Origin of the sequence: Pedobacter africanus, from assembly GCF_900176535.1 — a bacterium.
GTDB lineage: Bacteria > Bacteroidota > Bacteroidia > Sphingobacteriales > Sphingobacteriaceae > Pedobacter > Pedobacter africanus.
This window is the reverse complement of sequence record NZ_FWXT01000002.1, coordinates 309713-336587: the sequence shown is the minus strand read 5'-3', so window position 1 is coordinate 336587 and position 26875 is coordinate 309713. Positions and strand designations below refer to the sequence as shown.

The 26875-nt window shown below is 43.9% G+C and carries 28 protein-coding genes; 11 read left to right on the top strand and 17 right to left on the bottom strand.

The genetic code is table 11. From position 1 onward, the window contains the following. Nucleotides 1-361: 361 nt before the first annotated feature. On the top strand, nucleotides 362-889 hold the full coding sequence (locus B9A91_RS15810; protein ID WP_084239977.1) for a hypothetical protein: 528 nt from the start codon (nucleotides 362-364) through the stop codon (nucleotides 887-889). 44 nt (nucleotides 890-933) lie between these two features. Here the strand turns inward: B9A91_RS15810 and B9A91_RS15805 are convergent, their stop codons facing one another. From B9A91_RS15805 to B9A91_RS15795, 3 genes are read right to left on the bottom strand one after another with little or no spacing between them, the layout of a single operon-like run. Continuing rightward, nucleotides 934-4173: an error-prone DNA polymerase gene (locus tag B9A91_RS15805; protein ID WP_084240255.1), complete on the bottom strand. Its 3240-nt coding sequence runs from the start codon at nucleotides 4171-4173 to the stop codon at nucleotides 934-936. A gap of 10 nt (nucleotides 4174-4183) precedes the next feature. Further along, entirely contained in the window at nucleotides 4184-5692 is a 1509-nt protein-coding gene (locus B9A91_RS15800) for a Y-family DNA polymerase (RefSeq protein WP_084239976.1), read from the bottom strand. A gap of 5 nt (nucleotides 5693-5697) precedes the next feature. Further along, the gene (locus tag B9A91_RS15795) at nucleotides 5698-6435 is read right to left on the bottom strand and encodes an ImuA family protein (protein ID WP_084240254.1); all 738 of its coding nucleotides are present in this window, start codon (nucleotides 6433-6435) and stop codon (nucleotides 5698-5700) included. A 231-nt stretch (nucleotides 6436-6666) separates the two neighbouring features. Here B9A91_RS15795 and B9A91_RS23995 point away from each other — a divergent pair, with 231 nt between their 5' ends. Then, entirely contained in the window at nucleotides 6667-6816 is a 150-nt protein-coding gene (locus B9A91_RS23995) for an alpha-ketoglutarate-dependent dioxygenase AlkB (protein WP_144008958.1), read from the top strand. Between the two features lie 83 nt (nucleotides 6817-6899). Here the strand turns inward: B9A91_RS23995 and B9A91_RS15790 are convergent, their stop codons facing one another. Together B9A91_RS15790 and B9A91_RS15785 are read right to left on the bottom strand one after the other, a co-directional pair. Beyond that, on the bottom strand, nucleotides 6900-8552 hold the full coding sequence (locus tag B9A91_RS15790) for a PAS domain-containing protein (protein WP_084239975.1): 1653 nt from the start codon (nucleotides 8550-8552) through the stop codon (nucleotides 6900-6902). Nucleotides 8553-8600: 48 nt separating this feature from the next. Continuing rightward, a complete protein-coding gene (locus B9A91_RS15785; protein ID WP_084239974.1) occupies nucleotides 8601-9257 on the bottom strand; it encodes a DUF4142 domain-containing protein in 657 nt (218 codons plus the stop codon). A 455-nt stretch (nucleotides 9258-9712) separates the two neighbouring features. On the opposite strand from B9A91_RS15785, the gene B9A91_RS15775 reads away from it, so the two are divergent. The 4 genes from B9A91_RS15775 to B9A91_RS15760 all read left to right on the top strand — a co-directional run bounded on the left by B9A91_RS15775 (nucleotide 9713) and on the right by B9A91_RS15760 (nucleotide 15365). After that, nucleotides 9713-10855, top strand: a complete 1143-nt coding sequence (locus B9A91_RS15775; RefSeq protein WP_084239972.1) for a glycosyltransferase family 1 protein — start codon at nucleotides 9713-9715, stop codon at nucleotides 10853-10855. A gap of 1 nt (nucleotide 10856) precedes the next feature. Then, nucleotides 10857-12002: a UDP-galactopyranose mutase gene (gene glf / locus B9A91_RS15770; protein ID WP_084239971.1), complete on the top strand. Its 1146-nt coding sequence runs from the start codon at nucleotides 10857-10859 to the stop codon at nucleotides 12000-12002. Further along, nucleotides 11980-14079, top strand: a complete 2100-nt coding sequence (locus B9A91_RS15765) for a sugar nucleotide-binding protein (RefSeq protein ID WP_084239970.1) — start codon at nucleotides 11980-11982, stop codon at nucleotides 14077-14079. Before glf ends, B9A91_RS15765 begins: the two co-directional genes overlap by 23 nt. Before the next feature lie 344 nt (nucleotides 14080-14423). Then, nucleotides 14424-15365, top strand: coding sequence for a manganese catalase family protein (locus tag B9A91_RS15760; RefSeq protein WP_084239969.1), 942 nt, complete (start codon nucleotides 14424-14426; stop codon nucleotides 15363-15365). A 257-nt stretch (nucleotides 15366-15622) separates the two neighbouring features. Here B9A91_RS15760 and B9A91_RS15755 read toward each other — a convergent pair whose 3' ends face one another. The 3 genes from B9A91_RS15755 to B9A91_RS15745 all read right to left on the bottom strand — a co-directional run bounded on the left by B9A91_RS15755 (nucleotide 15623) and on the right by B9A91_RS15745 (nucleotide 18151). Then, nucleotides 15623-16708 (bottom strand): sensor histidine kinase, encoded by a 1086-nt coding sequence (locus tag B9A91_RS15755; RefSeq protein WP_084239968.1) that lies wholly within the window; start codon nucleotides 16706-16708, stop codon nucleotides 15623-15625. Nucleotides 16709-16899: 191 nt separating this feature from the next. Continuing rightward, nucleotides 16900-17085, bottom strand: a complete 186-nt coding sequence (locus B9A91_RS15750) for a hypothetical protein (RefSeq protein ID WP_200815674.1) — start codon at nucleotides 17083-17085, stop codon at nucleotides 16900-16902. Nucleotides 17086-17188: 103 nt separating this feature from the next. Beyond that, nucleotides 17189-18151, bottom strand: coding sequence for an SDR family NAD(P)-dependent oxidoreductase (locus B9A91_RS15745; protein ID WP_084239967.1), 963 nt, complete (start codon nucleotides 18149-18151; stop codon nucleotides 17189-17191). A gap of 259 nt (nucleotides 18152-18410) precedes the next feature. Here B9A91_RS15745 and B9A91_RS15740 point away from each other — a divergent pair, with 259 nt between their 5' ends. The 3 genes from B9A91_RS15740 to B9A91_RS15730 are packed head-to-tail and all read left to right on the top strand — an operon-like array spanning nucleotide 18411 to nucleotide 19228. Further along, nucleotides 18411-18602: a cold-shock protein gene (locus tag B9A91_RS15740; RefSeq protein ID WP_084239966.1), complete on the top strand. Its 192-nt coding sequence runs from the start codon at nucleotides 18411-18413 to the stop codon at nucleotides 18600-18602. A gap of 33 nt (nucleotides 18603-18635) precedes the next feature. Continuing rightward, complete coding sequence (locus B9A91_RS15735; RefSeq protein WP_235012583.1) at nucleotides 18636-18902, top strand: SpoIIAA family protein; 267 nt, start codon at nucleotides 18636-18638, stop codon at nucleotides 18900-18902. 53 nt (nucleotides 18903-18955) lie between these two features. Next, nucleotides 18956-19228 carry a SemiSWEET transporter gene (locus tag B9A91_RS15730; protein ID WP_084239965.1) on the top strand — a complete coding sequence of 91 codons (273 nt, stop codon included), beginning with the start codon at nucleotides 18956-18958 and terminating at the stop codon, nucleotides 19226-19228. 38 nt (nucleotides 19229-19266) lie between these two features. Here B9A91_RS15730 and B9A91_RS15725 read toward each other — a convergent pair whose 3' ends face one another. Next, nucleotides 19267-20538, bottom strand: a complete 1272-nt coding sequence (locus B9A91_RS15725; protein ID WP_084240253.1) for an NAD(P)/FAD-dependent oxidoreductase — start codon at nucleotides 20536-20538, stop codon at nucleotides 19267-19269. A gap of 243 nt (nucleotides 20539-20781) precedes the next feature. On the opposite strand from B9A91_RS15725, the gene B9A91_RS15720 reads away from it, so the two are divergent. Both B9A91_RS15720 and B9A91_RS15715 read left to right on the top strand, forming a co-directional pair. After that, complete coding sequence (locus B9A91_RS15720; protein WP_084239964.1) at nucleotides 20782-21540, top strand: SDR family oxidoreductase; 759 nt, start codon at nucleotides 20782-20784, stop codon at nucleotides 21538-21540. 119 nt (nucleotides 21541-21659) lie between these two features. After that, nucleotides 21660-21893: a hypothetical protein gene (locus tag B9A91_RS15715; RefSeq protein WP_084239963.1), complete on the top strand. Its 234-nt coding sequence runs from the start codon at nucleotides 21660-21662 to the stop codon at nucleotides 21891-21893. Nucleotides 21894-22018: 125 nt separating this feature from the next. Here B9A91_RS15715 and B9A91_RS15705 read toward each other — a convergent pair whose 3' ends face one another. The 8 genes from B9A91_RS15705 to B9A91_RS15670 all read right to left on the bottom strand — a co-directional run bounded on the left by B9A91_RS15705 (nucleotide 22019) and on the right by B9A91_RS15670 (nucleotide 26652). Further along, nucleotides 22019-22414: a hypothetical protein gene (locus B9A91_RS15705; RefSeq protein ID WP_084239962.1), complete on the bottom strand. Its 396-nt coding sequence runs from the start codon at nucleotides 22412-22414 to the stop codon at nucleotides 22019-22021. A 175-nt stretch (nucleotides 22415-22589) separates the two neighbouring features. After that, nucleotides 22590-23654 (bottom strand): DNA polymerase beta superfamily protein, encoded by a 1065-nt coding sequence (locus B9A91_RS15700; RefSeq protein WP_235012582.1) that lies wholly within the window; start codon nucleotides 23652-23654, stop codon nucleotides 22590-22592. Beyond that, nucleotides 23651-24403, bottom strand: a complete 753-nt coding sequence (locus tag B9A91_RS15695; RefSeq protein WP_159451716.1) for a nucleotidyltransferase domain-containing protein — start codon at nucleotides 24401-24403, stop codon at nucleotides 23651-23653. Before B9A91_RS15695 ends, B9A91_RS15700 begins: the two co-directional genes overlap by 4 nt. Before the next feature lie 90 nt (nucleotides 24404-24493). Beyond that, a complete protein-coding gene (locus B9A91_RS15690; protein WP_084239959.1) occupies nucleotides 24494-24760 on the bottom strand; it encodes a hypothetical protein in 267 nt (88 codons plus the stop codon). A gap of 331 nt (nucleotides 24761-25091) precedes the next feature. After that, nucleotides 25092-25475 (bottom strand): nuclear transport factor 2 family protein, encoded by a 384-nt coding sequence (locus B9A91_RS15685; protein ID WP_235012581.1) that lies wholly within the window; start codon nucleotides 25473-25475, stop codon nucleotides 25092-25094. A gap of 7 nt (nucleotides 25476-25482) precedes the next feature. Further along, nucleotides 25483-25653 (bottom strand): DUF3606 domain-containing protein, encoded by a 171-nt coding sequence (locus B9A91_RS15680; RefSeq protein ID WP_084239958.1) that lies wholly within the window; start codon nucleotides 25651-25653, stop codon nucleotides 25483-25485. A gap of 370 nt (nucleotides 25654-26023) precedes the next feature. Next, a complete protein-coding gene (locus tag B9A91_RS15675) occupies nucleotides 26024-26422 on the bottom strand; it encodes a type II toxin-antitoxin system VapC family toxin (protein ID WP_084239957.1) in 399 nt (132 codons plus the stop codon). Continuing rightward, nucleotides 26419-26652 carry a type II toxin-antitoxin system Phd/YefM family antitoxin gene (locus tag B9A91_RS15670; RefSeq protein WP_235012580.1) on the bottom strand — a complete coding sequence of 78 codons (234 nt, stop codon included), beginning with the start codon at nucleotides 26650-26652 and terminating at the stop codon, nucleotides 26419-26421. Before B9A91_RS15670 ends, B9A91_RS15675 begins: the two co-directional genes overlap by 4 nt. Between the last annotated feature and the right edge of the window lie 223 nt (nucleotides 26653-26875).

The following is a 26875-nucleotide window of genomic DNA, read 5'->3' as shown; positions in this document are numbered from 1 at the left end:
TACTGTGGTTAACAAAGCAACCATTATTTAAACCAGCTCCTTTGGCGATAGCCTCTTTTTAGGATCCGGGCCATATTTATTAGCTCCCTCCTCGCCGCTATAAAACAACAGTACCAGACCATTAAAAGAAAAAGGATTTTTGAACATTAGAATGAGAGTTAAATACTAGATGGCCGAATATACAAATTAATTATTTGAATGGGATTTTCTCGGACACTATGCTGTTTTTCATTTTTCTTATTATCTTAAACGCGTATAAGATTAATTACAAGCTATGCAATACGATTTCTCGCAGCAAAAGTTATTTGAAAAAAGACGTTTTCGTTTTATGAACGACGGACTTTTTGTTCACTCAAGCACTATGGGAAAGACGCATGAATATGAAGTAAAATATGAGAACATTGGAACCAAAATAATTACCTGGAAAAATGGTTTATCAATATATTTATTAGTTGCTGGCTTTCTTACAGTAGTGTCTGTTATACTTCATTTTGATGACAGCCCGCCCAAAGTTGACCTGGGTGTACAAATATTCGTTGCCGTAATAGTTGTTATATGCATCTCATTATACTTTATAACCTATAAAAAGGCACGTTATATTACCAATACTAATAATACGCATCCGATAGAGATATTCAGCACAATCCCCAACACACAGGCTGTAGATAATTTTATTCAGGAAGTTCTATCCAGACGCCGTGCTTTTCTTCTTGAACGTTTCGGAAAACTCAATAGAAATCTGAGTTATGAACCGCAATATTATAACCTGATCTGGTTATTGGATAATGAGGTGATCGACCAAAAGGAATACGATCAAAAACTGGCCGAATTGAATCAAATGTATCCTTCGACGCCCGTTGTCAAAGGATTTACCTTTGAAAATAAGTAGACGTAGTTCGCATATTGAAAATGGTTTAGGGCAAGTGAGAAAATCTATTTAAAATTCCGTCCTCCGTGAAACACATTCTTAGCTGTTTTATTTACATTCTCCCTCACCTGAGACCGTTTATCCTGCGCAAGATAAGGCGCAGTTTTCTCATCGCCCCTGGCTAAGGTCAACACGGGTAAATCATCCGCTTCCCGCTGCACCAGTTTGCCCAACATTTTGGTAAAATCAAAACACTTGCTCACAATGACATGCACCACTTGGCCTTCCCGCTGTAACCGCCCTTCCACCATCAGCAGCCTGGAATGCAGGATTTCCTTGCGATAGGTTTCAAACAGCTTCTCAAACACCACCAGGTTTGAATAGCCCGTTTCATCCTCAATGGTAATAAAACATACCCCGCCAGCAGTTCCGGGCCTTTGCCTAACCAATACCAAACCTGCCACTTTAACCAATTGCCCGTTTGTCGAATCGTTGTTGATGGTATAACAACTGCGGATGTTGAGCATGTCCAGCTGCGAACGTACAAAACTCACCGGATGTGCTTTCAGCGAAAGGCCCACAGTTGCATAATCCTGCACCACATGCTCGCCCTTACTCATCAGCGGCAATTCAACCTGGGTTTCCAATACGCTTTCTGAAGCCTGGCCTTTAAACAGTTCTACCGGCATATCCTGCAAAGCAGAAACTTCCCACAACGCTTTCCTGCGGTCCAGCCCCATTGAACGGAAAGCGTCCGCATCAGCCAGCTTTTCCAAAGCGGCTAGCGGCACACCTGCGTCTCTCAAAGCTGTAACGCACTGGTATCCTGTACCCCTGCCATTTATAAGCAGGTCCATTTCTTCTTCGCGAATCCCCTTAATTTCCCGGAACCCCAAACGGATTGCAAGGTATTTCCCGGATTTTTTTTCCAGCAGGTTATCCCAGGCAGAATAATTCACATCCACCTCCCTAACCTCTACCCCATGCTTCTTTGCATCAATCACAATCTGGGCTGGCTGGTAAAAGCCCATGGGCATGCTGTTCAGCAAAGCGGCCGCAAACGCATCAGGATAATAGTGCTTTAGCCAGCACGAAACATATACCAGCAAAGCAAAACTGGCGGCATGGCTTTCCGGGAAACCATAACTCCCGAAACCCTCCAGCTGCTTAAATATCCTGCGGGCAAACTCCTCAGTATATCCTTTAGTCATCATCCCTTCTATCAGCTTCTCCTGGTATTGGTTCACCATCCCTTTAAACTTAAAAGTGGCCATGCTTCTACGCAAACCATCAGCCTCTGCCGGGGTAAACCCAGCAGCAACAATCGCAATTTTCATGGCCTGCTCCTGGAAAAGCGGTACACCTAGCGTACGCCCTAAAATCTCTTCCAGCTCTTTTGAAGGATAACTGACAGGCTCCTCCCCGTTCCGCCGCCTTAAATAGGGGTGCACCATATCGCCCTGTATCGGCCCGGGCCGCACAATAGCTACTTCAATTACCAGGTCGTAAAATTCTCTGGGTTTTAATCTGGGCAGCATAGACATCTGCGCGCGGCTTTCAATCTGGAACACGCCCAGTGTATCGGCCAAACAGATCATATCATAAACATCAGGATCATCCTGGGGAATATTAGCTAACGTAAAATGCTTGCCGTAATGATCCCTGCACAGGTCAAATCCTTTACGTATGCAGGTCAGCATCCCCAGGGCCAGAACATCTACCTTTAAAAAGCCCAGCGCATCGATATCATCCTTGTTCCATTCAATATTGGTCCGGTCTGCCATCCGCGCATTCAGAATGGGGCACAAGTCTGTCAGTTTACCCTGGGTTACTACAAAACCGCCGGTATGCTGCCCCAGCTGCCTGGGAAAGCCCATCATCTGCCCGGTCAGTTCCAATGTTTTCATCAGGTGCGGGTCTTCCGGGTTCAGCCCCGATTCGGTTATCCTTTTACCTTCAAACCACTCATCTGTATATTCCCACAAAGACCCCGATAAACGGTTAATGGTATCGACCGATAAACCCATCGCCTTGCCTACATCCCTGATTGCCCCTTTTTGATGCACCTGGGTAACCGTAGCCACAATAGCTGCACGGTCGCGCCCATACTTGTTGTAGATGTATTGGATAATCTCCTCCCGCCGCTCATGCTCAAAGTCCACATCAATATCCGGGGGCTCATTACGCTCCGAAGAAATGAAACGCTCAAAAAGCAGGTCGAACTTCATTGGGTTAACTGAAGTAATACCCAAACAAAAACAGATGGCAGAGTTGGCAGCCGATCCCCTGCCCTGACAAAGAATGCCCCTGCTCCTGGCCTCCCGAACAATGTCTTCCACAAAAAGAAAGTAATTCGCGTAATCCATCTGCCTTACAAATTCCATCTCATGGTTAACCATATGGACTACCTTTTCCGGGATCACCTCTCCATATATTGCATGCGCACCCTTCCAGGTCAGGTATTCCAACTCTTCCAGCGGTGGGCGCCCGCTCTGGTTAATCTCTTCCGGATATACATATTTCAGCTCGTTTAGCGAAAAATTGCAGGCCTGGGCAATGACTCCTGTATTTTCGATTGCAGCCGGGTACTTCCTGAACAGACGCTCCATCTCGGCTACCTCTTTCATATAGCGCTCCGCGTTCTGGTGCAGGCGAAACCCCGCCTCCTGGATGGTGCATTTCTCCCGCACGCAGGTCAGCACGTCCTGCAGTTCCCGGCGTGCAGGCTCGTGGTAATGCACATCATTGGTAGCTACTACCGGAATCCCGTAAAAATTAGAAAGCTGCGAGGTGCGGAAAATCAGTTTATCATCATTACCCTGATACGTCCGGGTTGCCGCCAGGTACAGCTGACCGCCCAGCGCCTCCCGGTATTGCGCTAAGGCGGCAATGAAACCAGCATCATATTCAAACCTTCGGTTCAGCACACCAGGCATTACTACTGTAAAAATCATCCCTTTACGATGTGCATACACATCAGCCCGGGAAAGGTGACAGGAACCCTTTTCAGCACGCATATTGCCCAAAGTTAGCAGCGCAGACAACCTGCAATAGGCTTCCATATCTGTAGGATAAGCCAGCAGGCTTGGCCCATCCAGCAAGTCCAGCCTGCATGCGGGAATAAGCTTGATGTTTTTCCCGCGGCAAGCCGCATGCGCCCGTACAATTCCAGCCAGCGTATTACGGTCTGTAACTGCTATTTTTTCATATCCAAAAGCTTCAGCCTGAGTAACCAGTTCATGCGCATGAGAGGCCCCGCGCAAAAAGCTAAAATTGGAGGTTACCTGTAATTCACTATATCCCATAACTCCCTTTTTAAGCAAAAAACCCATGTATAAACCACTGGTACTTTTGCTCCCCGTCATAATGACCCGAGCGGAACAGCCAGTACCTGCCGCCCTGATCGTCCTCTACCTGGTAATAATCCCGGTGCTCTCCCTGGTCTAACCACCACTCCCGTTCTATCCGTTCTGGCCCGTCTGCTTTAATCACCTGGTGCCGGACGCCTTTATAAACGAAGAATTTTGGGGGATGATCCGGAATCAGCGCCATCACCTCGATAGGATCGGGCCGTTTCAAAAGCTCAGTTGGCCGCGGCTTATCCAGCCTCCATTCGGTTATCCTTTTTTCGGTTACCGAGCTGGTGCTAAATACCGCCCGCTCAGGCCAGTAACGGGCTGCAGGCAGATACCTGTGAATCACCTCGGCACCAACCTTTCCGGCCACCCTGTCGATCAGCCTGAGCACGCTCTGATTATCCAGACCAGGTTTACCTGCCCACATCTGCTCCTGTGGTACTGCTAACTCATCCACTTTCGGTGCATCCAGCACAAAAACCTCTATCCCCAATCCGGGGCGGATTTTGTCGATCTTTAACTGAAAAAGCTTAAACAAATGACTGACACTATGCGTGGCCCCGCTGGTGCCAATAGAGACCTGCACAATCTTGCCATCCATCCGGTGGCATGTAAGTACACCGGTCCGCAATCCCTTACCTTCTGCCTGCATGCGTTTACACAAACTTTCCAGCATTTTGGTGATGGCGATTTCTATACCGGTTCGGGTTTTAATCGGCTCCGGGCAGGCCAACCTTTCCTGAAAGGGAACCGGCACCTGCAAAGGAACCAACACTTCATCTTCCGTTCCCAGGGCCTGCGCCAGCCGCAATAAGAACCCTTCACCAAAACGCCTGCGCAAAACAGATCTGGGCATAGACACAAAACTTTTGATCTGGTAAAACCCCAGCTTACGCAGCTTGGCCAGCACGGTATCTTCCAGTCTGAGCGCTCCTGGCACCAAAGAAAGCAAAGCCTCTGGATGGCCGCCCATAGGAATAAGTGGGCTAACTTTGCCATAACGGGAAACTGCCCAGGCAGCCCCGGGAGTATCAGCAATGGCTACCCGAACCGTATACCCTTTACTTTTTAACCTGGAAACGATTTCTTTTAAATACCCCCGCTCTCCGCCCCATAAATGCGTACAGCCAGACACATCCATTAGCAAACCATCCATGCCAAATTCATCAATAGCCACAATAGGCGAGTACCTGACACACCATTCGCCAAGACCCCTCAGCAAGTTGCGCGGGCGGCCAGGCTTATCATCCAACACTTCAAGACCCGGACAAATCGCTTTTGCATCGGCTGCCCGCATCCCTGCCTCGACACCGAATCTAACAGCCAACGGGCTCACCGCGGTAACCATCATCCGCCCATGATCGGGCGTTGCAAACACAAAAGGCACTTGCGCCAGTTCCGGCCTGCGGATCAGCTGCCAGTCTGCCAGCAGTTGGCGGAACCATATGGAAACAAAACGCCTTTGCATAACAATTATCCAATTTGCCTGTCCTGTTGTTCAGACCACACCGTTTCGCTTCCCACTTCCTCAACCTCTTCGAAATTTTCACCTGCCCACTGCAAAACCCAGCTGCCCGGATTCCCATTACGTACTTTCAGCAGTTCCACCTGCCACCTGGGAAAACCCAGGCCCGGCATGCCGTCTTCGGTATGAGTGGGTAAAGGACTGATTTTCCACCTGGCCGCAGCTACGGTACTTGCAGCCTTACTGGCATCCTTCCGCAAAATGAAACCTGTTACCCCACTCTTTTCCACTGCCAGTTGCAACCTGCGGGACTCAATGAGGCTCAAATTATTAAGTTCCGAAACCACCGCGGCAAGCCCTTCACACTTCAAAGCCTCCTCGGTAATCCAAAGCGCATCTTTCTCGGTTTGCACATCCATAAAAATGATGCGTTCCGGCTCTACGTTAAATAAACCCAATGAAGCCGGAAATAACCGCCGCGAGGTACTTACCCATACGCAAGCTGCACCGTGCTGCATCAGTACAGAAAGCAATCCCGCAATAAAACCATCGCTGGAAGCCGCATCCTCTGGTACTATGGTAATAAATTCATGGATTGCCCTTTTTGGAAAGGCTCCGCCCGGAAAAGATTGCTCAATCCGGCCAAGCCCAATACACTCAGCCTCGCTCCCGGCCTGCGCTTTAAAGCCCTGCCACAACAAAATGTCTTGTTGTAGCTTAAGAAATATTTCCCTTTTAGCAACCATGATGAATCCCCCTTTATAAGCAGCTGTCAATAGCCAGCTGATTACACAACAAACATAATACTAAAATTGTTAGTAAATATTTAAATGTTGATAATTTCATACATTTTGTTAGCAACACAAGGATCTAACACATTTAACGATCCAAATAACCATTTTTAATACTAACATTCTTAGTTATTCACCAGGTTTTTTTTATTTGTAACATGAACCTGTTTTCAGAAACGGAATTATTTGACGGAGGGATTTGGCGATACCCGGATTTTTAAAGTGCGTCATAAATCCGCAAAAGAGGTCCCGGTAATTGACATCCCCCTTACCCATGGAAGTCTGCTGCTAATGGGGAAAACGATGCAGGAACATTATGCTATGCGGGTTTATTAATTATAGATTGGATGACCGCATCCAGATCACTAGCTGAACGCCTCAAATGATTGATAATCTCCGTTAAGGTTTCCTGCTGCTGATTATCGTCCAATAAGGCAATAAGTCCCAGGATACGGGCTAAGGGCGCGGACGCTATGGGCCTGGCTCCAGGAAATTTCATTCAGGCGTGCATTTTTTTCTTCTATATCTTTAATATGGGAAATGCGCTCGGTAATATCCTGCATGGATCCAATCATTCTAACTGGCTTAGCCTGATCATCAAAAAGGACAAAAGATCTATCCAGTACACACTTATACGAACCATTTGCGCACCGAAAACGATATTCCAGCTGAAGCCTGGATTTCTTGCTTTCCATCAACTGTTGAAACTGATTTTGTACATCAGCAAAATCATCGGGATGAATCTGTTGTTCCCACCATTTAATACCGTAACAAGTTTCTGAGTGCCCAAAAACAGTTTTGATAGCCTGGTTCCATTGTAACTTCCCGCTCTCTATATCCCAGTCCCAGATCGCATCACTTGTGGCTTTTGAAACAATGTTGAAACGGTTAAGCAGTTCCTGGGTCTTCAATTCATATTGAATCCTTTCCGTTACATCCCGTGAATTAGACACAATTCCCGCAACTGATGGATCATCCAGCAAATTAGTCACCACAGTCTCAATCCATATATATTTGCCCTCCCCATTCATAAACCGAAATGGTGATAATTGAAGGCGCTTTTGGTAGGAAAGGCCGTCGAATTGCCTGTAGGTCTTGGCCTTGTCATCAGGATGAATAAAGTCAAATGCATTCCTGCCAATAAAGTAGTCTGCATCAATACCTAGGATTTGTTTGGTGGTAGGACTAACATATTTGTAATTACCATCTCGATCCAATATTCCAATCAAATCGGAGCCGTCCTGAACCAAAGACTTGAATCTCTGCTCACTTTTTGCCAACTCCAACTCGGCCTTAATTTGCTCCGTCTGGTCAACTGCCATTACCAAACGCGCATTTTTATTCTCAAAGAAAATTGAGTTCCCATCCACTTTTACATAAATAATTTCGCCATTTTTTTTCAGGTGCCTGACCACCGAGGAATTAAATTTACCCTTCAAAACACTATTTTTTAATATCTGTTTTAAACTAACTGCATCTTCATCAGGACGAAGATCCACCAGCTTCATTTTCATGAACTCCTCACGGCTGTACCCGTATTGCAGTATAGCAGCATCGTTAACCTGTAAAATCCTCATTGTCTTAAAATCATAAACCCACTGCGGCAATGGGCTTTGATTGAAAAGATCATAGTATCTTTTCTTTTCCTGCTCTAATTGAGTCGTTAATTGCTTCCAGCCTGTAATGTTTTTAAAATATACTGATAAACCTTCTCCAGAAGGGAAAGCACTAACTTCCAACCACATTTTATTCACAGGCCAATACTCCTCAAATCGCACGGCTACGTTTTCCCGGACAGCCCGGTGATACTGAGCATAAAACTTTAAGGACACCGCTTCACTGAACTCTGCCCAAAGGTTTTTACCTAAAATGTCCTCACGAGATATCGATAACAAAAGTTCGCATTCCTTATTCCAATAGATCACTGTCCAATGGAGATCAACCTCGAAAAATGCTTCGGTAAAACTTTCCAGGATGTTATTAATCTTATTTTTATATCTGGTCAGCTCTTCTTCAAAATTCTTACCCGAAAGAAGGTTACCTGAAGTATTTTGCTCTCTATTGTTAGTCATTCTCTTATCAGTTTAAATATGGAGAAATAGATTCCGATCTGTCAAATTCTATTTTTCCTCTATTTTTTCCGAACTGAGACCTAATACATCATCCCCATTATTCGAGTTACTGACATTTATCCGTTTTCCAATCTCTATCGCCTGTTTATAATGTTCTGTAATGAGCGGAAGCATTTTAACAGCAAAAGCTTTCAAATCAGGATCAGTCAAAGCTGCCCCCTGGGTAAACAATTGTATGGTTTTTTCATGATCGTTAACCATCATACGTACATACTGTACATCGAACGCCCTGTCAGCCAAACCGTTTAGTTCTGAAAGATGGCCGCTCATTTCCGCGGGTAAGGTCTGAGCAAGCTGAAGCCCTTTGGCATCCGCGATTTTCTTCAGTTCCTCATTAGCCAAACCATGATCCTTTAACATGCGTTCTGCGAATTCCTTTACGGCCTTATTTTTACTCTTTTTCAAGACTATTTCAGCCGTCTCCATTTCCATCATCCCTGCTGTTGCGGCACTCAATGTAAAAACCTTTGCATCTCCATTCAGGTCTACATCGGCAGTAACAGCCTTAGCCCGTTGGCTGGTATCACTTAAAGAATCAATGATTTCATTGGCTGTCTTATCCCTGCCATTGCGATCTGCATTACCACAGGATTGTAATCCAATCACTAAACACAGGGGCAATAAATTTCTCAGGTAATTTTCCATAGCGGTATCGGTTAAGGTTGTGAACAGTTAACAACCTTCTGCTAAAATGGTTTACATAATTTATTCTAAACTAATCCTTCTGTAAGCTGTTGATCTTCCGAGGAATGGAATACGAAAAAGGCTTTAAAAAAAATCAAAACCAAACCAGATTCACTCATTTGCGACATGCTGCTTGATCAGGACCTTTTTGCTGGTGTAGGCAACATCATAAAAAACGAAGTAAATGCCGGACAAAGGGAAAGGTGTTCGACTAAAGCAGGTATTTCCCCCTTGACAAGATAGAACTACGCTTAAAACGACAAATAAATACCCTATTACCGTATTCTCAAAACAGTTTCCCCCCGGCTGGGTTATAGCCTTCGCTGTCATTCAATCAGGGAGTAACCCAAAAGCTGCTGGCCCCTGAATAACACATTGCAAACACTTAAACTTATTATTAACTCAATAACATCGACATGAAAGAACAACCAGTCCTACCCGCCAACCTCATTTGTTTGTCCCATTTGAGATGGGATTTCGTATATCAGCGTCCGCAACATTTATTAACCAGGTTCTCCAAACAAACCAACGTATTTTTTTACGAAGAGCCAATATTCGATGGAAATGAAGAATCTTTTTTATCCATCTCCAAACAAGGAGAAAACCTTCAGGTTGTTGTACCACACCTGCAGAACGGACTGAATGAGAAACAGACCGTGCAGGCACTCACCGCACTCTTCGATCAATTTATAGCTAACTTCGATCTCGAGCAAACACTGTTTTGGTACTACACGCCAATGGCGCTTACTTACACAGAAAAGCATCGGCCAAAAGCAATCGTCTATGATTGCATGGATGAACTTTCCGGATTTAAGTTTGCGCATTCACAAATCAGCGTATTTGAGCAATACCTTCTGGAGAAAGCTGATGTAGTCTTTACCGGTGGACAATCCCTTTATCAAGCAAAAAAACAGCACCATGATAACATACACCCATTTCCCAGCAGCATTGAAAAGGAACACTTTGGGAAAGCTAAAACCTGTGAGGAAGCAATTGACCAACTCCACATCCAAGCCCCGAAGATTGGTTTTTTCGGTGTAATTGATGAACGTTTCGACATAGAACTGGTTCGAAAACTAGCGACAGATAAACCTGGCTGGAACATTATTCTTATCGGCCCGGTGGTTAAAATAGATCCTGCAACGCTTCCCCAGCAACCCAACATCCACTACCTGGGTCAGAAATCCTATCATGAATTGCCCAGCTACCTTGCCGGCTGGGATGTAGCCATGATACCATTCCTCCTCAACGAATCAACAAGATTTATCTCACCAACAAAGACACCAGAATACCTGGCAGCAGGTATTCCGGTAGTCTCTACACCAATCTACGATGTGATCCATCCATATGGAACTCAGAACCTGGTACACATCTGTCCAGACAGTAGAACCTTTGCAATAGCAATCGAAAAAAAACTGCAGACTCAAAATCGCAGTCCATGGGAGAAGCAAGTAAACAGCTTTCTGGCTGAGATGTCATGGGATAAAACTCAATTAGAAATGACCAGCCTGATCTGCGACTGCATAGCTGAAAAGGAGAAAATTTCACTAGCCAGTTAATATGTACGATTACCTGATTGTAGGAGCCGGTTTTGCAGGCAGTGTCCTGGCAGAACGACTGGCGACCGTAGCAAATAAAAAAATACTGCTGATAGATAAACGCAATCATATTGCCGGAAACGCATATGACCATTATGATCAAGCAGGCATACTGGTACATAAATATGGCCCGCACATCTTCCACACCAATTCCGGGGAAGTCTTCATGTATCTATCCAAGTTCACAGACTGGCGTAATTATCAGCACAGAGTACTTGCCAGCCTGGACGGACAGTTAGTGCCGATGCCAATCAATTTGACGACAATCAACACGCTTTATGGCTTAAACCTTTCCAGTAGTGAGCTCACTGCATTTTTCGAATCAAAAGCCGAGAAAAAGAAAGACATTACGACTTCCGAAGATGTTGTAGTCAGCGTTGTAGGCAGGGAACTGTATGAAAAGTTTTTCAAAGGGTACACCAAAAAACAATGGGATATGGATCCCTCTGAACTCAATGCATCAGTAACTGCCCGTGTTCCCACCCGAACCAATAAAGACGATCGGTATTTCACCGATACCTACCAGGCCATGCCACTCCATGGATACACAAAAATGTTCGAAAAAATGGTCGATCACCCCAATATTCACCTAATGTTAAATACAGATTACAAAGACCTGATTGACGAAGTGAATTATAAAAAGCTCATTTTTACCGGGCCTATTGACGAATATTTTGAATACCAGTTTGGCAGATTGCCCTATCGCTCAATCGAATTCAAGTTCGAAACTTTAGATCAGGAGAATTTTCAGCCTACGGGCACTGTCAATTATCCGAATGATTATGGTTTTACCCGCATCACTGAATTCAAACATCTTTCGGGCCAGCAACACAAAAAGACATCAATCGTCTATGAATTTCCAAAAGCTGAGGGTGACCCTTATTATCCTATTCCCAAACCCGACAACACCGCGCTTTATGAAAAGTATAAAAAACTGGCAATGAAACTGGAACACACTTATTTTGTTGGTCGCCTGGCTACCTATAAATACTATAACATGGACCAGGTAGTTGCACAAGCACTGAGCACATTCAAAAAAATACAAACTGAGGATTCACTGAGTACAGTAACCCAAAATTTAAGTAATGGAAGTCTGGGGAGGAATTGAGTGTAGTATCAATCGGATAGACAAGAGTTATTTCGATCAATTGGAATATAACGACCTATATAGCAGGCCAGAAATGCTTGATGAAGTCATTAAGCTAGGAATCAAAACAATCAGATTTCCCGTGCTATGGGAAAAAAACTGGCCCAATCCTGGCGAGGCACCCGACTGGGCGGTTGAAAAACACCTGAACTTGCTGAAACATCGTAAAATCAATGTGATCGCCGGCTTAGTTCATCACGGTTCAGGCCCAGGGAATGCTGGAATTCATAGCGATGATTTTGCAGAGCAACTTGCCATATATGCTAAAATGGTTGCGCAAAAATTTCCATGGATCAATAGTTATACGCCTGTTAACGAACCATTAACTACAGCGAGGTTTTGCGGGCTTTATGGCCTGTGGTATCCTCACCAAAAGAACAGTAAAGATTTTTTAAACCTCCTGATCAACCAATGTAAAGGCACCATCCTGGCTATGCGGGCCATCAGGGAAGTAAACCCTAAAGCGCAGCTGGTGTTTACAGAAGACTTAACAAAAATCCACGGCACCTGCGAGCTGAAACATCAAATCACTTTTGAAAACCACCGCAGGTGGCTCAGTATTGACTTACTTTGTGGAAAGGTAGGCCATAGGCATCCGCTATGGAAATATATTATAGAACAGGGAATCCAAAAAGATCAGCTTAGTTTTTTTATAGAAAACCCATTACCGCCAGATCTGCTTGGATTCAACTATTATGTAACCTCTGAACGCTACCTGGATCACAAACTGGAAATCCATCCTCCAAGCAGTCATGGCGGAAACGGACGGATTGCATATGCCGATGTAGAAGCTGTACGCCATCCAGAAGCTAAGCTTGAAGGAATAGCTAACTTGATGAAGGAAGCATGGCAACGATATCGGCTACCAATGGCCATTACAGAGGCCCACCTCTGTTGTGGAAGAGAGGACCAGCTACGCTGGTTAAAATCCATTTGGGAAGATTGTGCCCAGCTCAATGCGGAAGGTATCCAGATTACAGCAATCACCTTTTGGGCACTTTTTGGTGCCTACGGCTGGGATAAGCTCCTGACCGAAGAAAAAGGAAACTACGAATCCGGTGTTTTTGACCTGAGTTCTGGCAGCCCCAGACCAACGGCGATAACTAAATTCATTACCGCTCTGGCGCGACAAAAAATCTATCAAAGTCCGCTGATCAATTCCCCTGGCTGGTGGCAAAACCAGGAGCCCCCCGCGCAAACCTCATCTCCAGTGCTGATCATTGGCGGCTCCGGTACGCTAGGAACTGCGTTTGTGAAGATTTGCTCTGACCGAAACATTCATTTCCTTGCACCGAAAAGCAACGAACTAAATGTGGCGTTAATAGAGCAGATAGAAAATTTCATTTTACTTCACAAGCCTTGGGCAATCATCAATGCCGCAGGCTATGTCAATGTAGATATTGCGGAAGGGAACTTCGAGCCCTGTTTCCTTACCAATACCTTAGGGCCGATCAACCTGGCAAAGACCTGCCGCGAACATCAAATTCTGTTCCTGAATTTTTCTTCAGATTTAGTATTCGATGGAATTAGACAAGCTGCCTATAGGGAAAATGACCCGGTCAGTCCATTGAATAACTATGGGTTCAGTAAGGCAGAAGCTGAAAAAAGGGTCTTATCCATACTTCCTTCCTCACTTATCATCCGTACCAGCTCCTTTTTTGGGCCTTGGGATGGCCACAATTTTGTAACAGCAGTTTTAGAAAAACTAAAAAACGGTGAAAGTTTAACTGCAATGGATGATGTAGTGATAACAGCAACCTACATTCCACACTTGGTTCATGCGGCACTTGACCTGCTCATCGATCATGAACAAGGAATCTGGCACCTGACTAACAACGGCTCAATAAGCTGGTACGAGCTAGCATTAGCTGTTGCCAAACGCGGAGGGCTGGATGGCAGCAACATACAACCTATTTCCCAATACAAATTAAATCTGCCTGCATTAAGGCCAGCGAATAGCGCCCTTGAAACCAGCAGGGGGAAACCATTACCAAGTTTGGAAAAGGGGCTCGATGAATACTTCCATCAACGGTTGTAAGTACTGATTGACCCGTAATTAACGCAAACTTAATAGCATAAATACTGGTCTTTCTGAATCTGAAAACTAAGCAATACAGCAAATGTTATAGCTGCAAATAAATACTGGATAAGTAATTCATGAACATTCTTAAATCAACAAAACTATGGCAACTACAGCAAAAAAAAACGGAACTGCTACAACAGCTCAATCAAAATCCGGAAAAACGGAAAACTCAGAATTCCATGAATTCTTGTAGATGAGAAAGCTACTGATATTGCATTGACAGAAATTGCAGTTAGCGCTATCAACGAACCGGCAAGCGCCGAATAAGTCACAAAACACATTTACCTAAAAACAACATTATGTTTCACCACTCAAAAGATTTACAATTCAATGCCAGGGTTTCTAAACCCGATCCTGCATTTGCCAACATCTTGCTGGAACAGTTCGGTGGAGAAAATGGCGAACTTGCTGCAGCTATGCAGTATTTTACCCAGGCATTTGGTGCAAAAAATCCACATCCGGACAAATACGATATGCTGATGGACATCGCAACCGAAGAATTCTCCCACCTGGAGATCGTTGGTGCAACTATCCAGATGTTATTGAAAGGCGTAAACGGCGAGCTTAAAAATGCCGCGGACTCCTCAGAAATTATGCAGGTTTTGGAAGGCAAAGCAGCAAAAGAGAATATCATTCATGCCGCATTAAATGCCAATCCGCAATTTACTATGATTACAGGTGGCGGCCCCACCTTAAGAAACAGTCAGGGCATTCCATGGTGCGCGTCCTATATCCACTCTAACGGAGATTTGACCGTCGATCTTAGAAGCAACCTGGCATCAGAATCCAGAGCCAAGTTGGTTTATGAGCACCTGATGAAGTTTACCGACGATCCATATGTGAAAGACACACTTGCTTTTCTGATGACACGTGAGGTAGCCCACTATAAAATGTTCGAAGCAGCCCTTGAATCCATTCAACCTAATTTCCCACCCGGTGTATTACAAGCCGATCCTCGGTTCACCCAGCAGTACTTTAACTTCTCACCAGAACAGAGCGTACAGGGACCATGGAATGAGGGTGAAATGCCTGACCTTGGTAAACAGTGGGAATACATTGAAAACCCACTGGATCACGTAAAACAAACAAAAGGACTCACCGACCTGGAGGACCCTAAAGTTGATGAACTTGAGGAAACCGATGAGTTGGACAAAGAGATGAGCGAGCTGAAGAGCAATGAAGTTAAATCCTCAGAACCCGAGGGTGTAGCAACATGGAGCGATTATGACGCCAAATCTTAAAATCTTAAAACGGGGCTCATGGAACACAGGAGCCCCGTTGCATTGCACCAGTACGATTTTGATAACTCTTCACCCAGGAACGCTGCCGCTTTTCCATGTCTTTTTCATGGGCAGCAATGACTTTCCTGATCAAAGTAGCTTCCTTGCGATAAGCTTTCAGTTTACGGTAAACAATCATAAGCCGGTTACTGGCATCAGCACGTATAAATACGAAATGCTTTAATCTGAAAACATAGGGATGAGTACAAGACAATTGGCTAAGTATGGGAACTGTCCTTTAAGCATACGCTGAAAACAGAACCTTTACCTGGCTCACTTTCCAGTTCAATCCTTCCTCCCGCCGCCGAAACCATGGTATGCACAAGATATAATCCTACACCCGAACCTTCACAATTCAGTTTAACCCGCTGGAATTTCTCAAAAATAGACTGGCGTTCATGCGGGGTCATACCGATGCCTTTGTCGGAAACACTGATCACAAAATAGTCATTTTCCTTCCGGCAACGGATCTCCACTTCCGGGCATTGGCCCTCTGCCGTATACTTAATGGCATTATTCAACAGGTTATAAATGATGCTGCGCAGCTTTCGCCGCACAAATTTAATTTCCGGACATTCTATATGCTGGCTGATCCTCGCACCTGATTCCTGGATTTGAGCAGCCAGAGACAAACGGACATCTTCCAAAATATTACCAATATCCAGTAATTCCTCGGTCGGGTGCACCCGTTGATTTTTCCAGCGTGAATCGACCAGATCATGGATCACCCTCTGTATGGAGTCCAGGCTATTCTCTACGTTTCCGAGCAAGGCAGGGAACATTTGTATATCTTTTTCAGGCAACCTTTTCAGCATTTGTATCGTAAGTGCAAGCCCAAGAATCGGATTTTTAATATCGTGGGCAATCGTATCCAGCAACAGCTCATGCTCCGCAATTAATTTTTCCTGCTCTTTCAGGTCACGAATCCTGGCTGTAATGTCTACAAAAGTAATGATCACGCCATTGGTCTTATTTTCCTTCCGCACCATATAGGGCAAAATATTCATCTGGTACCAGCTCAGATCAGTAGTCTGTATTTCTTTTTCCAGAATCTCGCCTGTAGCAATCACCGTTTGAATGTTTCCGATGATCGACGGATACCGGAAATTCTCCTCTATCCCTACCAGTGGCTTTCCAATAAATTCCTCCCGAAGTTTGAATTGTTTCATAGCAGGTGGGGTATACTTTCGCAATATCAGGTTTGCGTCTACAAAGAGCTGGGGTATAATCGTATTGCTGAAATAGTTCTCCAGCGCTTCGTTGATTTCGGTCAGTTCACCGATCTGTTTGCTATTATTGGACATGGAAAGGTTGTGAGCTTATATAACAAATTAAATAGCAGGAAAGTTTGTTTCCTACTACAAAACCTTTCGGTTAATTTTAATTTGTTTACTTTTATTTAACACCGACTGGCCATGAAGACTACCCCTGACGCTTTAAAGGCACACAATTATAACCGTAAAAAAAGTGCACTTTCTACAATTGCGCGGTAGCTTTACCCTTGTGGTCCCAATGGTCTTTGACCACCTTGCCATCTGCACCCAATCAGCAGGCGTCTTGCATAACGCTCACCCATTATTTTACCACAGGCATCCTTTTTCCCCATAAACAACAGTATAAGCCGCCCCTTATCATCTGTTTTAAATGCCAGATCATAACGGCCAGACTTCAGTTCAACCATGGAATTCGGCACATACACTGCACCAAAATCTTTTTACCGGTCGGACTTTCTTTTATTCCCGTGCCATGGATTTTCAGGAAATCTTATCTCCCCACCCAACTCTTCAGGTAGCATTTTGCTGATCTGCTGATTCCTCATCTTGTCCCTGATCCTCAGCATCATCACCATCTTCCTGCGTTTCCGGGGACACAACTCCTGGATCCACAGCGCTGTTTTCAAATTCAGCATCCTCATTCACAATCGCCGACTGATCCTGATCTTCCGGCAGTTCTTCATTTCCTGCAGGCTTCTGCTGCTCAGCCATCTGATGGGCAAGCATACTGTCAGGCATAACATTCCCCATCGCTACCTGCACTTTATTTTTCAGACCAGACACCACTTTATCCTTACCTGCCATTAAGGCATCATAACCGTCTTTTGCTACATCCGCAGGATCTGCCATAGCCGACTTATCCTGGACCGCTTTGCTTTCCAGCATATCCGCTTTACGGAAGAAATCTGTATCCGTTACTCCCGGCATAAGCGCGGTGACGCTAATGCCAGTATCTTTCAGTTCCTCCCTGATCGCCTCGGTAAAAGATAGCACAAATGCCTTGGTACCATGATAAACCGATTGCCATGGCCCCGGACTTTTACTGGCAATAGAGGCCACATTCAAAATCTTACCGGAATTTCTTGCCAACATATCCTTTAAAAATAACTTAGTCAGGATCACTAATGAAGAAACATTCAGATCAATGATGTCCAGCTCCCGGTCAATATCGGTTTCACTGAATAGTCCATATACCCCCTGTCCTGCATCATTCACAAGTATTTCTATTGGAATTCCTAGAGATTTTACTTCCTCATAAACAGCAAAAGCATTTCCCGGGTCAAACAGATCCTGCGCAATGCATCGAACATCAATACCGTTGGTTTTGAACTCAGCAGCTTTATTTTCCAGCTCCTGCTGGTCCCGGGCTACAATAATCAGGTTATATCCGTCTGCTGCAAACAGCTTTGCCAGTTCATAACCGATGCCACTGGTTGCACCAGTAATCAGTGCGTACTTACTTAAAATATTCATACAAATCGATTAAGGTTTTAAAAACAACTTTTACACAATCATCCTCTTTTTCATCAAAGCGCTCCCCATAAACTCATGGCCTATCACATATCAGTAGTCTGCGGATTTAGTTAGCTTAACTTCAACACACTGTAAAACAGATTGTTTCATAAAAATTATTATAATATTTTAGGAAACAAAAACTCAGACCTGACTGTTATAACCCCCGTAACGGAACAAACCAGAGTTTGCCTAACACCTAATTTTTAATAAAAACACCATGCCAGAAGGAACAGTAAAATTTTTTAATGAGTCGAAAGGATTTGGCTTCATTGTACCCAGCAACGGGGATCCTGAATTGTTTGTACATGCCAGCGCGCTTAGCGCTCCGATAAGAGAGAACGACCGGGTCAGTTATGAAATTGAAAACGGAAAGAAGGGCCTCAACGCCACCAAAGTAAAAAAGATCTGATTATGCTGACCGTTATTCAAAACCTGCCCGGCCATGTACTGGGCGTCCGCGCAAGCGGAGAGGTCACCAAAGATGACCTTAAAGATGTTTTACTACCATTTCACCGCCGGCGCCTGGGTACAAGACCTGATTGCCGGAGTCAAACATTTCACAGACTGGAAAAAAATGGCCATCGTAACCGATCAGAAAGCAGTCGAAAAATTCACTGATATTTTCAGTTATGTGAGTCCTGGCGAAGCAAAAGGATTCGAGTTAAATGACCTTCAAGCCGCAATAGACTGGTTAAGCATTAAATCCTAGCCTCAAATATACTACAACAAAAAACGGCGAATGATCGACTAATTAGCCATCCTATGGAATCCATTCAAACACTTGGACTTGCAGCAGGTATCTGCACCTCCTCCTCGGTCATACCACAGCTGATTAAAACCATACAAGAGAAGAAAGCATCAGATGTATCCTGGATCATGTTTATCGTATTGATCCTCGGAAACTCCCTATGGATCTATTACGGTTGTGCTAAATCGGATATCCCCATCATTGCCACCAACATCTTTTCATTACTGCTCAATACAGCCATGCTGTTCTGCAAATGGAAATACAGAAAGAAAACAAATAGAACCTAGCGGCTGCCTTTCCACCATCATCATATTTTGCAAATAAGCTATTTATGCTCTTTTTCCGGCCGTATGATCAAACGCAGTGTCGGATCGTTGGTTGCAAAACTCCAGAACCAGTTGAAAGCCAGCTTAAGCTTATTTCTAAAGCCTGCAATCGGTATAATGTGGATAAAAAGCCAGACCAGCCAGGCCAGAAAACCTTTAAAAAATCCCTTTGGCAAATCCACTACCGCTTTAAATTTGGCAATGATTGCCATCGTTCCTTTATCTTTATAGTGAAAAGCGGAAAGGTTTCTTCCTTTCGCTATGCTCCTAAAATTTTCTGCCAGCAGCGTACCCTGCTGAATGGCGACTTGCGCCAGTTGCGGGTGCCCCTGCGGAAACTTTGGATCTGTCTGCTGCAAACATATATCTCCAATGGCAAATACCTTTTTAAGACCGGCTACCCGATTATACTCATCCACCAAAATCCTTCGCCCTTTACCAATCACTTGCGCAGGCAGGCCGGGAACTTCCCTTGCAATTACACCTGAGGTCCAGATCAACGTTGCACTAGGAATACTTTCGCCTGAACTGAAAATTACCTGATCATCCACATAGTCCTTAACGGCAGTGTTCAGCAACACTTTTACACCGAGCTTTTCCAATACCCTGGCTGCTTCCTGCTGCGATTTTTTACTCATCGGGGCCAGTAATTTATCCAGTGCATCTACCAGGTAAATCTTCCCCAGCCCTTTCCTTGCCGCTGTAGGATAATCCTTTTTAACAATGTTACCACCCATTTCTGCCAGCATGCCTGCGATTTCTACCCCGGTAGGGCCACCTCCGGCAATGACAATATTACCCAGTCTTTCTCTTTCAGCGGCATCCTCACTACGTGCAGCCTCTTCCAGTTTAAGCAGCACATGATTCCTGAGCTCCAGGGCATCGTCAATGGACTTCATTGGTAACGCCTTCTGCCTGACGTTCTCCATCCCGAAATAATTGGTCTCTGTGCCCATGGCCAGTACCAGGTAATCGTACGAAACGGAACCATTTTCAGTAAGGATGACATTGGAAGATAAATCAACATTCAATAAAGCACCCATGAAAAAACTAAACCTAGGATTAGACTGAAACATCCTCCGGAAAGGATAACTGATGTTAGAGGCTTCGATAAATGCTGTAGAAACCTGGTAAAGCAAAGGCGGAAAAAAATGGTAATTGTTCTTATCCACCAGCACCACTTCAAACTCCTCATTCGCAGCCAGCTTTTTAGCAAGGTTCAGTCCTGCAAAACCACCCCCAACAATGACTATCCTTTTTTTTGATTCCATAGCATCAATCATTTTATACACTAATCTAACATCTGGAAGTCCCTGATGTTTTTAAAGAATGCAGGGCCAGAGATTTTAACAAGTTAAAGAACACCAAAACCAAAGAGAGAACTTTCCAGGCAGTGTAGGCAAAAGCGTATAGTTAAAACAAAAGCTGCCCTCAAGCGGTTATAGACACACATTTGAAATAGCTTACTATGCATGCACCATCACCATTTACACACATAGTTAACAAAAAAACATATGGATTCATTAACAGCATACCTGCCAACTTCAATGAAAGGAAAAAGAATACTCATCACCGGCGGAACAACCGGCATCGGACGGGCAACTGCGATTCTTCTTGCCTCCCAGGGCGCCAGGATCATGATCTTTGGCCGTAACCGGCAACAGCTGGATGAAACAATGGAAGCCATTAACAGATTGGATGTAGAGACAGAATGCTTCGGTATCGTCGCGGACGTGGCTGATCAAAAAGACATCAAAAGAGTATTTGACATAGTAGACAGCCAGTTTAGAAGCCTGGATATACTGATCAATAATGCGGCATTACCTTATGAAAGTATAATGGAAGGAAGCTATCCCGACTGGCAATACATCATCAACACCAACTTGCTGGGTTATATGGCCTGCTGTAATGAAGCTGTAAAACGCATGAAAGAAAATACTTCCAGCCACATTGTCAACATTGGATCCATCAGTGCCGATGAACGCGGCAAAGACAGTTCGGTATATGTAGCTACCAAAGCCGGGATCCAGGGTTTCAACGAAGCGTTCAGAAAAGAAGTGAATGAACAAGGCATCAAGGTAAGCCTCATTGAACCTGGCCTTGTGGGCTCAGACATGATTGAAGAAGATTCAGATGAACAACGTAAAAAAATAGCAGCGATGGAAATGCTCAAAGCGGAAGATATCGCCATGAGCGTATTATACTGCCTCTCCCAGCCACAGCGCTGCGATGTCATTACATTACAGATCAGACCTCACCTGCAAATCATCTAATCAAGAAAAAAAAGACATAGACGACATAGACATAAAACTATCTCCGTTCCAGCTTGTTCTTTACCAGTTAGACCTCACATTAAACATTCATCACCTTACGAACAATAATAACTAAAACTATGGAAAACGAGCAAAACACAGATCCAAGGGAAGACCAGAACCAACCCAAAGGACAATCAGAAAACGAAAAAGCAAATTACACTTCCCTTCCAACTGACGGCCCGGTAAGCAAATCGGGAGCAGAAGGAAAATCCGATCTTCAAAACAACCAAGATGAAGAAGAAGAGACTGATGACATTTCAGGTGACCTTTCCGGCAACGCATCAGGAAACACCGACGCAGAAGACCAGTAACGATGCTTAAATGAAACAAATCATCTTTTTTGGTGACAGCCTGACCGCAGGTTACGGCCTGCAGTCAGCCTCCACCGAATCCTTTCCAGCCCTTTTACAAAAAAGCTAAATTGATCTAAAGAGCTTTAAGAATCTGGAGCCCTCAGCTCGTCATTGGCCAGTGAATTTTTCCAGGTATCTTCGCTCCCAGAAATCTTAGCACTAAGCGGAGCTTCAGGATCAGTTCCAGCCACTAAATCATCATCAGTATTGAAGGTAGTCCTACCCGCCTGCCCAGCCAGTTCCTGTGAACCGGGTGCAGAACTTCTACCAAAGGCTGCATTCTCTTTCATCCGGTCCAGCTGATCAGTTTGTCTGGCCCCGGCAATTATATCAACCTCCTCACCGCGTAATTGCAGAACGGGCGAAACCCGCTGTACCTGATCATTAGCAGGTTCAAGCCCGCAATCTCCTTTTTTCAAAACATATTTTATCGCTTCGTAAAGCGCAATACCAATTAAGGCATGTTTAATAAATCCCATTATTTTAACATTTGCTGGAATAACAAGTAACAGCTAAAAAAGGTTTAACCTTTCAGCCATTTAAGTGCGGATTACAACAGCGAAAAGACTGAGATAAAGCACACCAGTAGCCTACCTTTAATCCCCAACGCAGAGGCTGTAGATAATTTTATTCGGGAAACCTATTGATTTTTTATCAAATCGATCCATAAAACGTTTCCCTTATCTCGATTAAAATCTGCTGGGCTTTATCTTCATCAGGCCTCTCCTGCAAATCAGATTTTTCATATAATCCTTTCAATCCTTCCAGCTTTGTCTCTGCCATAACCAGAAGTTCATCGAGGTCAAATTCGCCAGCACGGATTCTTAATAAAAAATCACGGTCTTTACGGTGTACCATGACCTCGCCATAACGGGCTATTTCTTCTGCCATTTCCAGCAACCTGAAAGTATGCATCATGTGTTTGGCATCGTAATTTTTTTTATGCTGCAATGTTCCCTGGTAACGCTGTTCATTGCGTTGTACCTCCCAATCCTTATATTCCCTGTAATTTTTGCAATAAACGGAATAACCGTCTTTATTAAAGTGCATTACTGCCACATGGCTGGTACCTCTGGCAATTGAACTTAGGGAAACATCATTTGCTTCAGGTCCGGAAACAATCCCTTTTAGGCCGGCCTCCTTTACATGGTACAAGAAATAGCCATCGCGGAAATGATCTATTTTTACCAGTCCACAATCCTCCTGATGATAACTATTCACATTGAGCCAGTCCGTCAAAGGTAAACTCCGCCCCCCCTGTATTACATAACAAAAATCGAGTACAGATTTCCTGCTTACCTGAAATGGCTGATTGATCTTTTTATTAAGCCCATGTGCTTTTTTTATCTGTGTATGTGCGTAGCCAGCAAAGGTATCGGCACATAATTTCGACAAGAAATCTTCGGGTTTAATCAAATCCATTAAAGGGTGCCGTTGGATCACAAACTGCCTGGGGGTACTTAACAATTCCAGTATATTGGGGTTATTTTTAGTAAGTAGCTCCAAAAACCTTTTGATCTCGAAATAAACTTCATCATGGCTTTCATTTGCAATCTGGTCCTGGTGATGGAAACCGTATAATTGCTGCTGTGACATGATAAAGACTCCTTTTTTATCCAGATCTGATCCTGCTATGTTTAAATTGTATGCTGTGCTGCCACTAACACAATCCAGCAACAGCAGGTGCTTCTGCCGTTTCAATAAATCGTAATTCATCATAGGATATACCTTCTAAAAACTTCATCCAGTTCTGTGGTATCATTACGATCGGCCGGAAGTGATGACACTTCCTGCTTACACCATTTTAGCTGATCAGCAAGCCAGTTGTTAAGGATAGTTACAGGTGGCACCAATTGCTTTTCATCTGATGCCTGTTTCCGTTCCATCAGCTCAGCAATAGCCTCCTGAATTTCCTGTTCTTTTATAATTGTTCTTAAAGGCTCAAATTCCATAGGCGGAACTTCTTTATTGATCAGTACCCACATGCAGGCTAGTGCCGGCCGGAGTGCATAAAAGTACCGTTTTAACTTTACCTGCTCTGCCTGAAGATCTTCGGTTAAAGTATGATAAGCCATAGAAAGATAGTGGTTTGCTCCCGCCCTTAATGAAAAATACCTGGGCATTAAACTGCGCAGTTCAGCAGCAAGCCCACTGTTTTCTGAATATACAATTGGCGACTGCAACCATTCGTACAACGGACCATTTGACTTCAGAAATAACTTAAGGGCCTTTTTAATATCCCAGCCCCCTATATCAAGCACTTCGTTAACCGGAAGGCCTACAACATCTGATACATCACGAATACTTAAATATTGATCGATATTTCTGCTATAAATAAAGCGTACATCGAAATCGCTATCTGGCGAAGCAAATCCCCAGGCGCGGCTTCCCGATTCACAGGCATAAAGAATCTTTATATTTTCTGTCTGCTCAAGTTCATCGAGTTTAAGCTTAATAATTTCTCTCATATCAGCATCATTCATTTATCAGGGATTTTGGCATGAAGATATAAATTAGTCACCGTATTTCATCTTAACTTTTCGATCTCGGTTTTCAGGTCAACCCCAGGGATCCTTAACCAGTAATGCACCAATTCTTTCATATATGGCATTTCTGTTGTTGATCACAATTTCGGTGGGAAATACTTTACCACCAAACTCAGTATTCATATCCCAGCTTAACTTAAATTTCAGTTCCCTTTCTTTTTTGTCTGTTGGAGTTATACATTTTAAAACGTCGTAACATTCCCTCACCTTAAAAGTAGACATCCAGGTACTGTCGGAATAGCTGCTTTGACCCGAAATGTGGTGGATAGATTGGATCAAGGGTAAAAGAGATCAGGACCACCCTATTATAATCTTTACCATAATTTCTCATGTTTTATTTCATATCAATTTGTAAATCTAAACTTTCCAATTAAGGTACTTATACTAATTTTATAATAATCTATGTTAAAGCCTGTGGCCCATTGATCTGCAATTGCGCACGCGGTCCAGTTGTCACTCCCGCCCGAAAGGATTTGTACACCAGGAGTACTTGTAGCTTACCATTGACCATAGTTGGCCCTCAACGCAGCGCGGCACCGGCAATCCTGAAAAAAGCAAACCCGATTTACAAACAACTGAAAGCCGACTGGAAAAAGAATATGGATAGCCACTAAATTTCGTAGGCTGGCACCCCATCCATATTTTGGATTACGAATGCCTTCAGTTCATGCAGTTTGCCATCCCGTAGCCTCCATACATCGCAGTAACTGTACGATACCATTTCACCATCCCTGCCTTTCAAACTGATTTTTCCCACTGCGGTAACAACATCTCCCTCTCCGGTAAGGAGCTCCACAGCAAACCGGGGCGGCTCTATATAAGTTTCAGCCATATACCCGCGAACTGCATCCTTGCCCTTTAGGGTCTGCTCACCTACAAAAGTCCATCTCGTATCTTCGGTACAATAGCAAAGAAAACCTTCATAGTCTCCTACTGCAATTGCGGCATTTGCCCGTTCTAACGTTTGTTTATTTTGTTCGATACTATCCATCATACTTAAATTAAGCCTTATTCAGATACACCTTAACCAGTTCTATTTTGTTACCGACTTCCCGCACCGCCTCTTTGAGTTCATCATTGGTAACCTTCAGCTGGCTCGTCCAGTACAGAACTTCATAGTCATTGTCCATATCAATGAAATCAGCACCTGTATATTTGTCTTTATCTTCCATTACGCTCCTTTCCTGGCATTCAAACTACCCATCGGCTGGCTATACGCTGATACTGATCGGATAATTTCCATAATTAATGATTGTAAGTACTTAAACAATCTAAGTGTGAAGTAGTTTTTGGCTATAGTTGGTAAGGCCTCACATTAAAACAATTCATCATCATACCAACAAATAATAACTAAAACTATGGAAAACGAGCAAAACACCGATCCCCGCCAAGTTTTTTTGTCAGTCTGAGCAGCATTTCCTGGTTTACCAGAAAGCGTTCTGTTCCATCCGGAAGGATGTACCTGCCGTTTCCGATGAAGTGGACCAGGGTTTCAATTCCGATTTCTGAGGCCAGACGGCAGAAAAATAACCTCCGGGTTTTTTACCAAAGTTGCTTAAGCCCGACAGATCTATACTGAGCAACATTTTTATCTTTACTTAAAAGCGTCAGATTATTATTTAAAGCCTGCCAGATCAGCATCCTGTCAAAAGGATCACGATGCCAGGTTGCATTAAGCTTATGGTAACCTGCAGATTCAACGGGTAATAAAGGGAGAAAACTAAATCCGGTTTCTTCAGAGAGTTTTGGAAGATCTTCGGGAACAATATTATTCAAATCTAGTTTTCCCAATCCATACTTTAATGAGATTTCCCAGAAAGTTACCGAGCTGACAAAAACTTCATTGGTACCATCTTCAAGAATAGCAACTACCTTTCGTGAGAGCTTTTTTTGGTCTGTAATAGCCCACAACAAGGTATGGGAGTCGAGAAGAAAACTCATCCAATTAAGTCCTCCTCAGACATTTTGAAATCGTCCTTAAAAGTTACTTTCGCCTTTCCTTCTAAAATACCAAGCTTACGTTTTGGCTTAACAAGCTGCGACTCCGGTAGAAAATAGCCAACAATTTCTTTTTTTCTCCCATAGGTAACAGCGAAACCTATTCCGGCTTTCACTTGCTCCAGAACCTCCGCAAAATGAGTTTTAAATTCTCCGACTGTCATTGTCTTCATTTCCTTTTACTACAGATAGTTTGTATAGGTAGTTACACAAAGATAAGCACAACTTAACAAGTTGACAAGTAATTTTGCGATTATTCATATTCGTTCCATACGTTGGGTTTTTCTAATGAACAGGCTGCAGATGTAGCCGAAGTACCCATAAACTTTGTTCAGAAGATTAGAAAGCAACTCGAGGCTAAATTGTGTCATTTTATCTTCAACTTCTTATTGAATC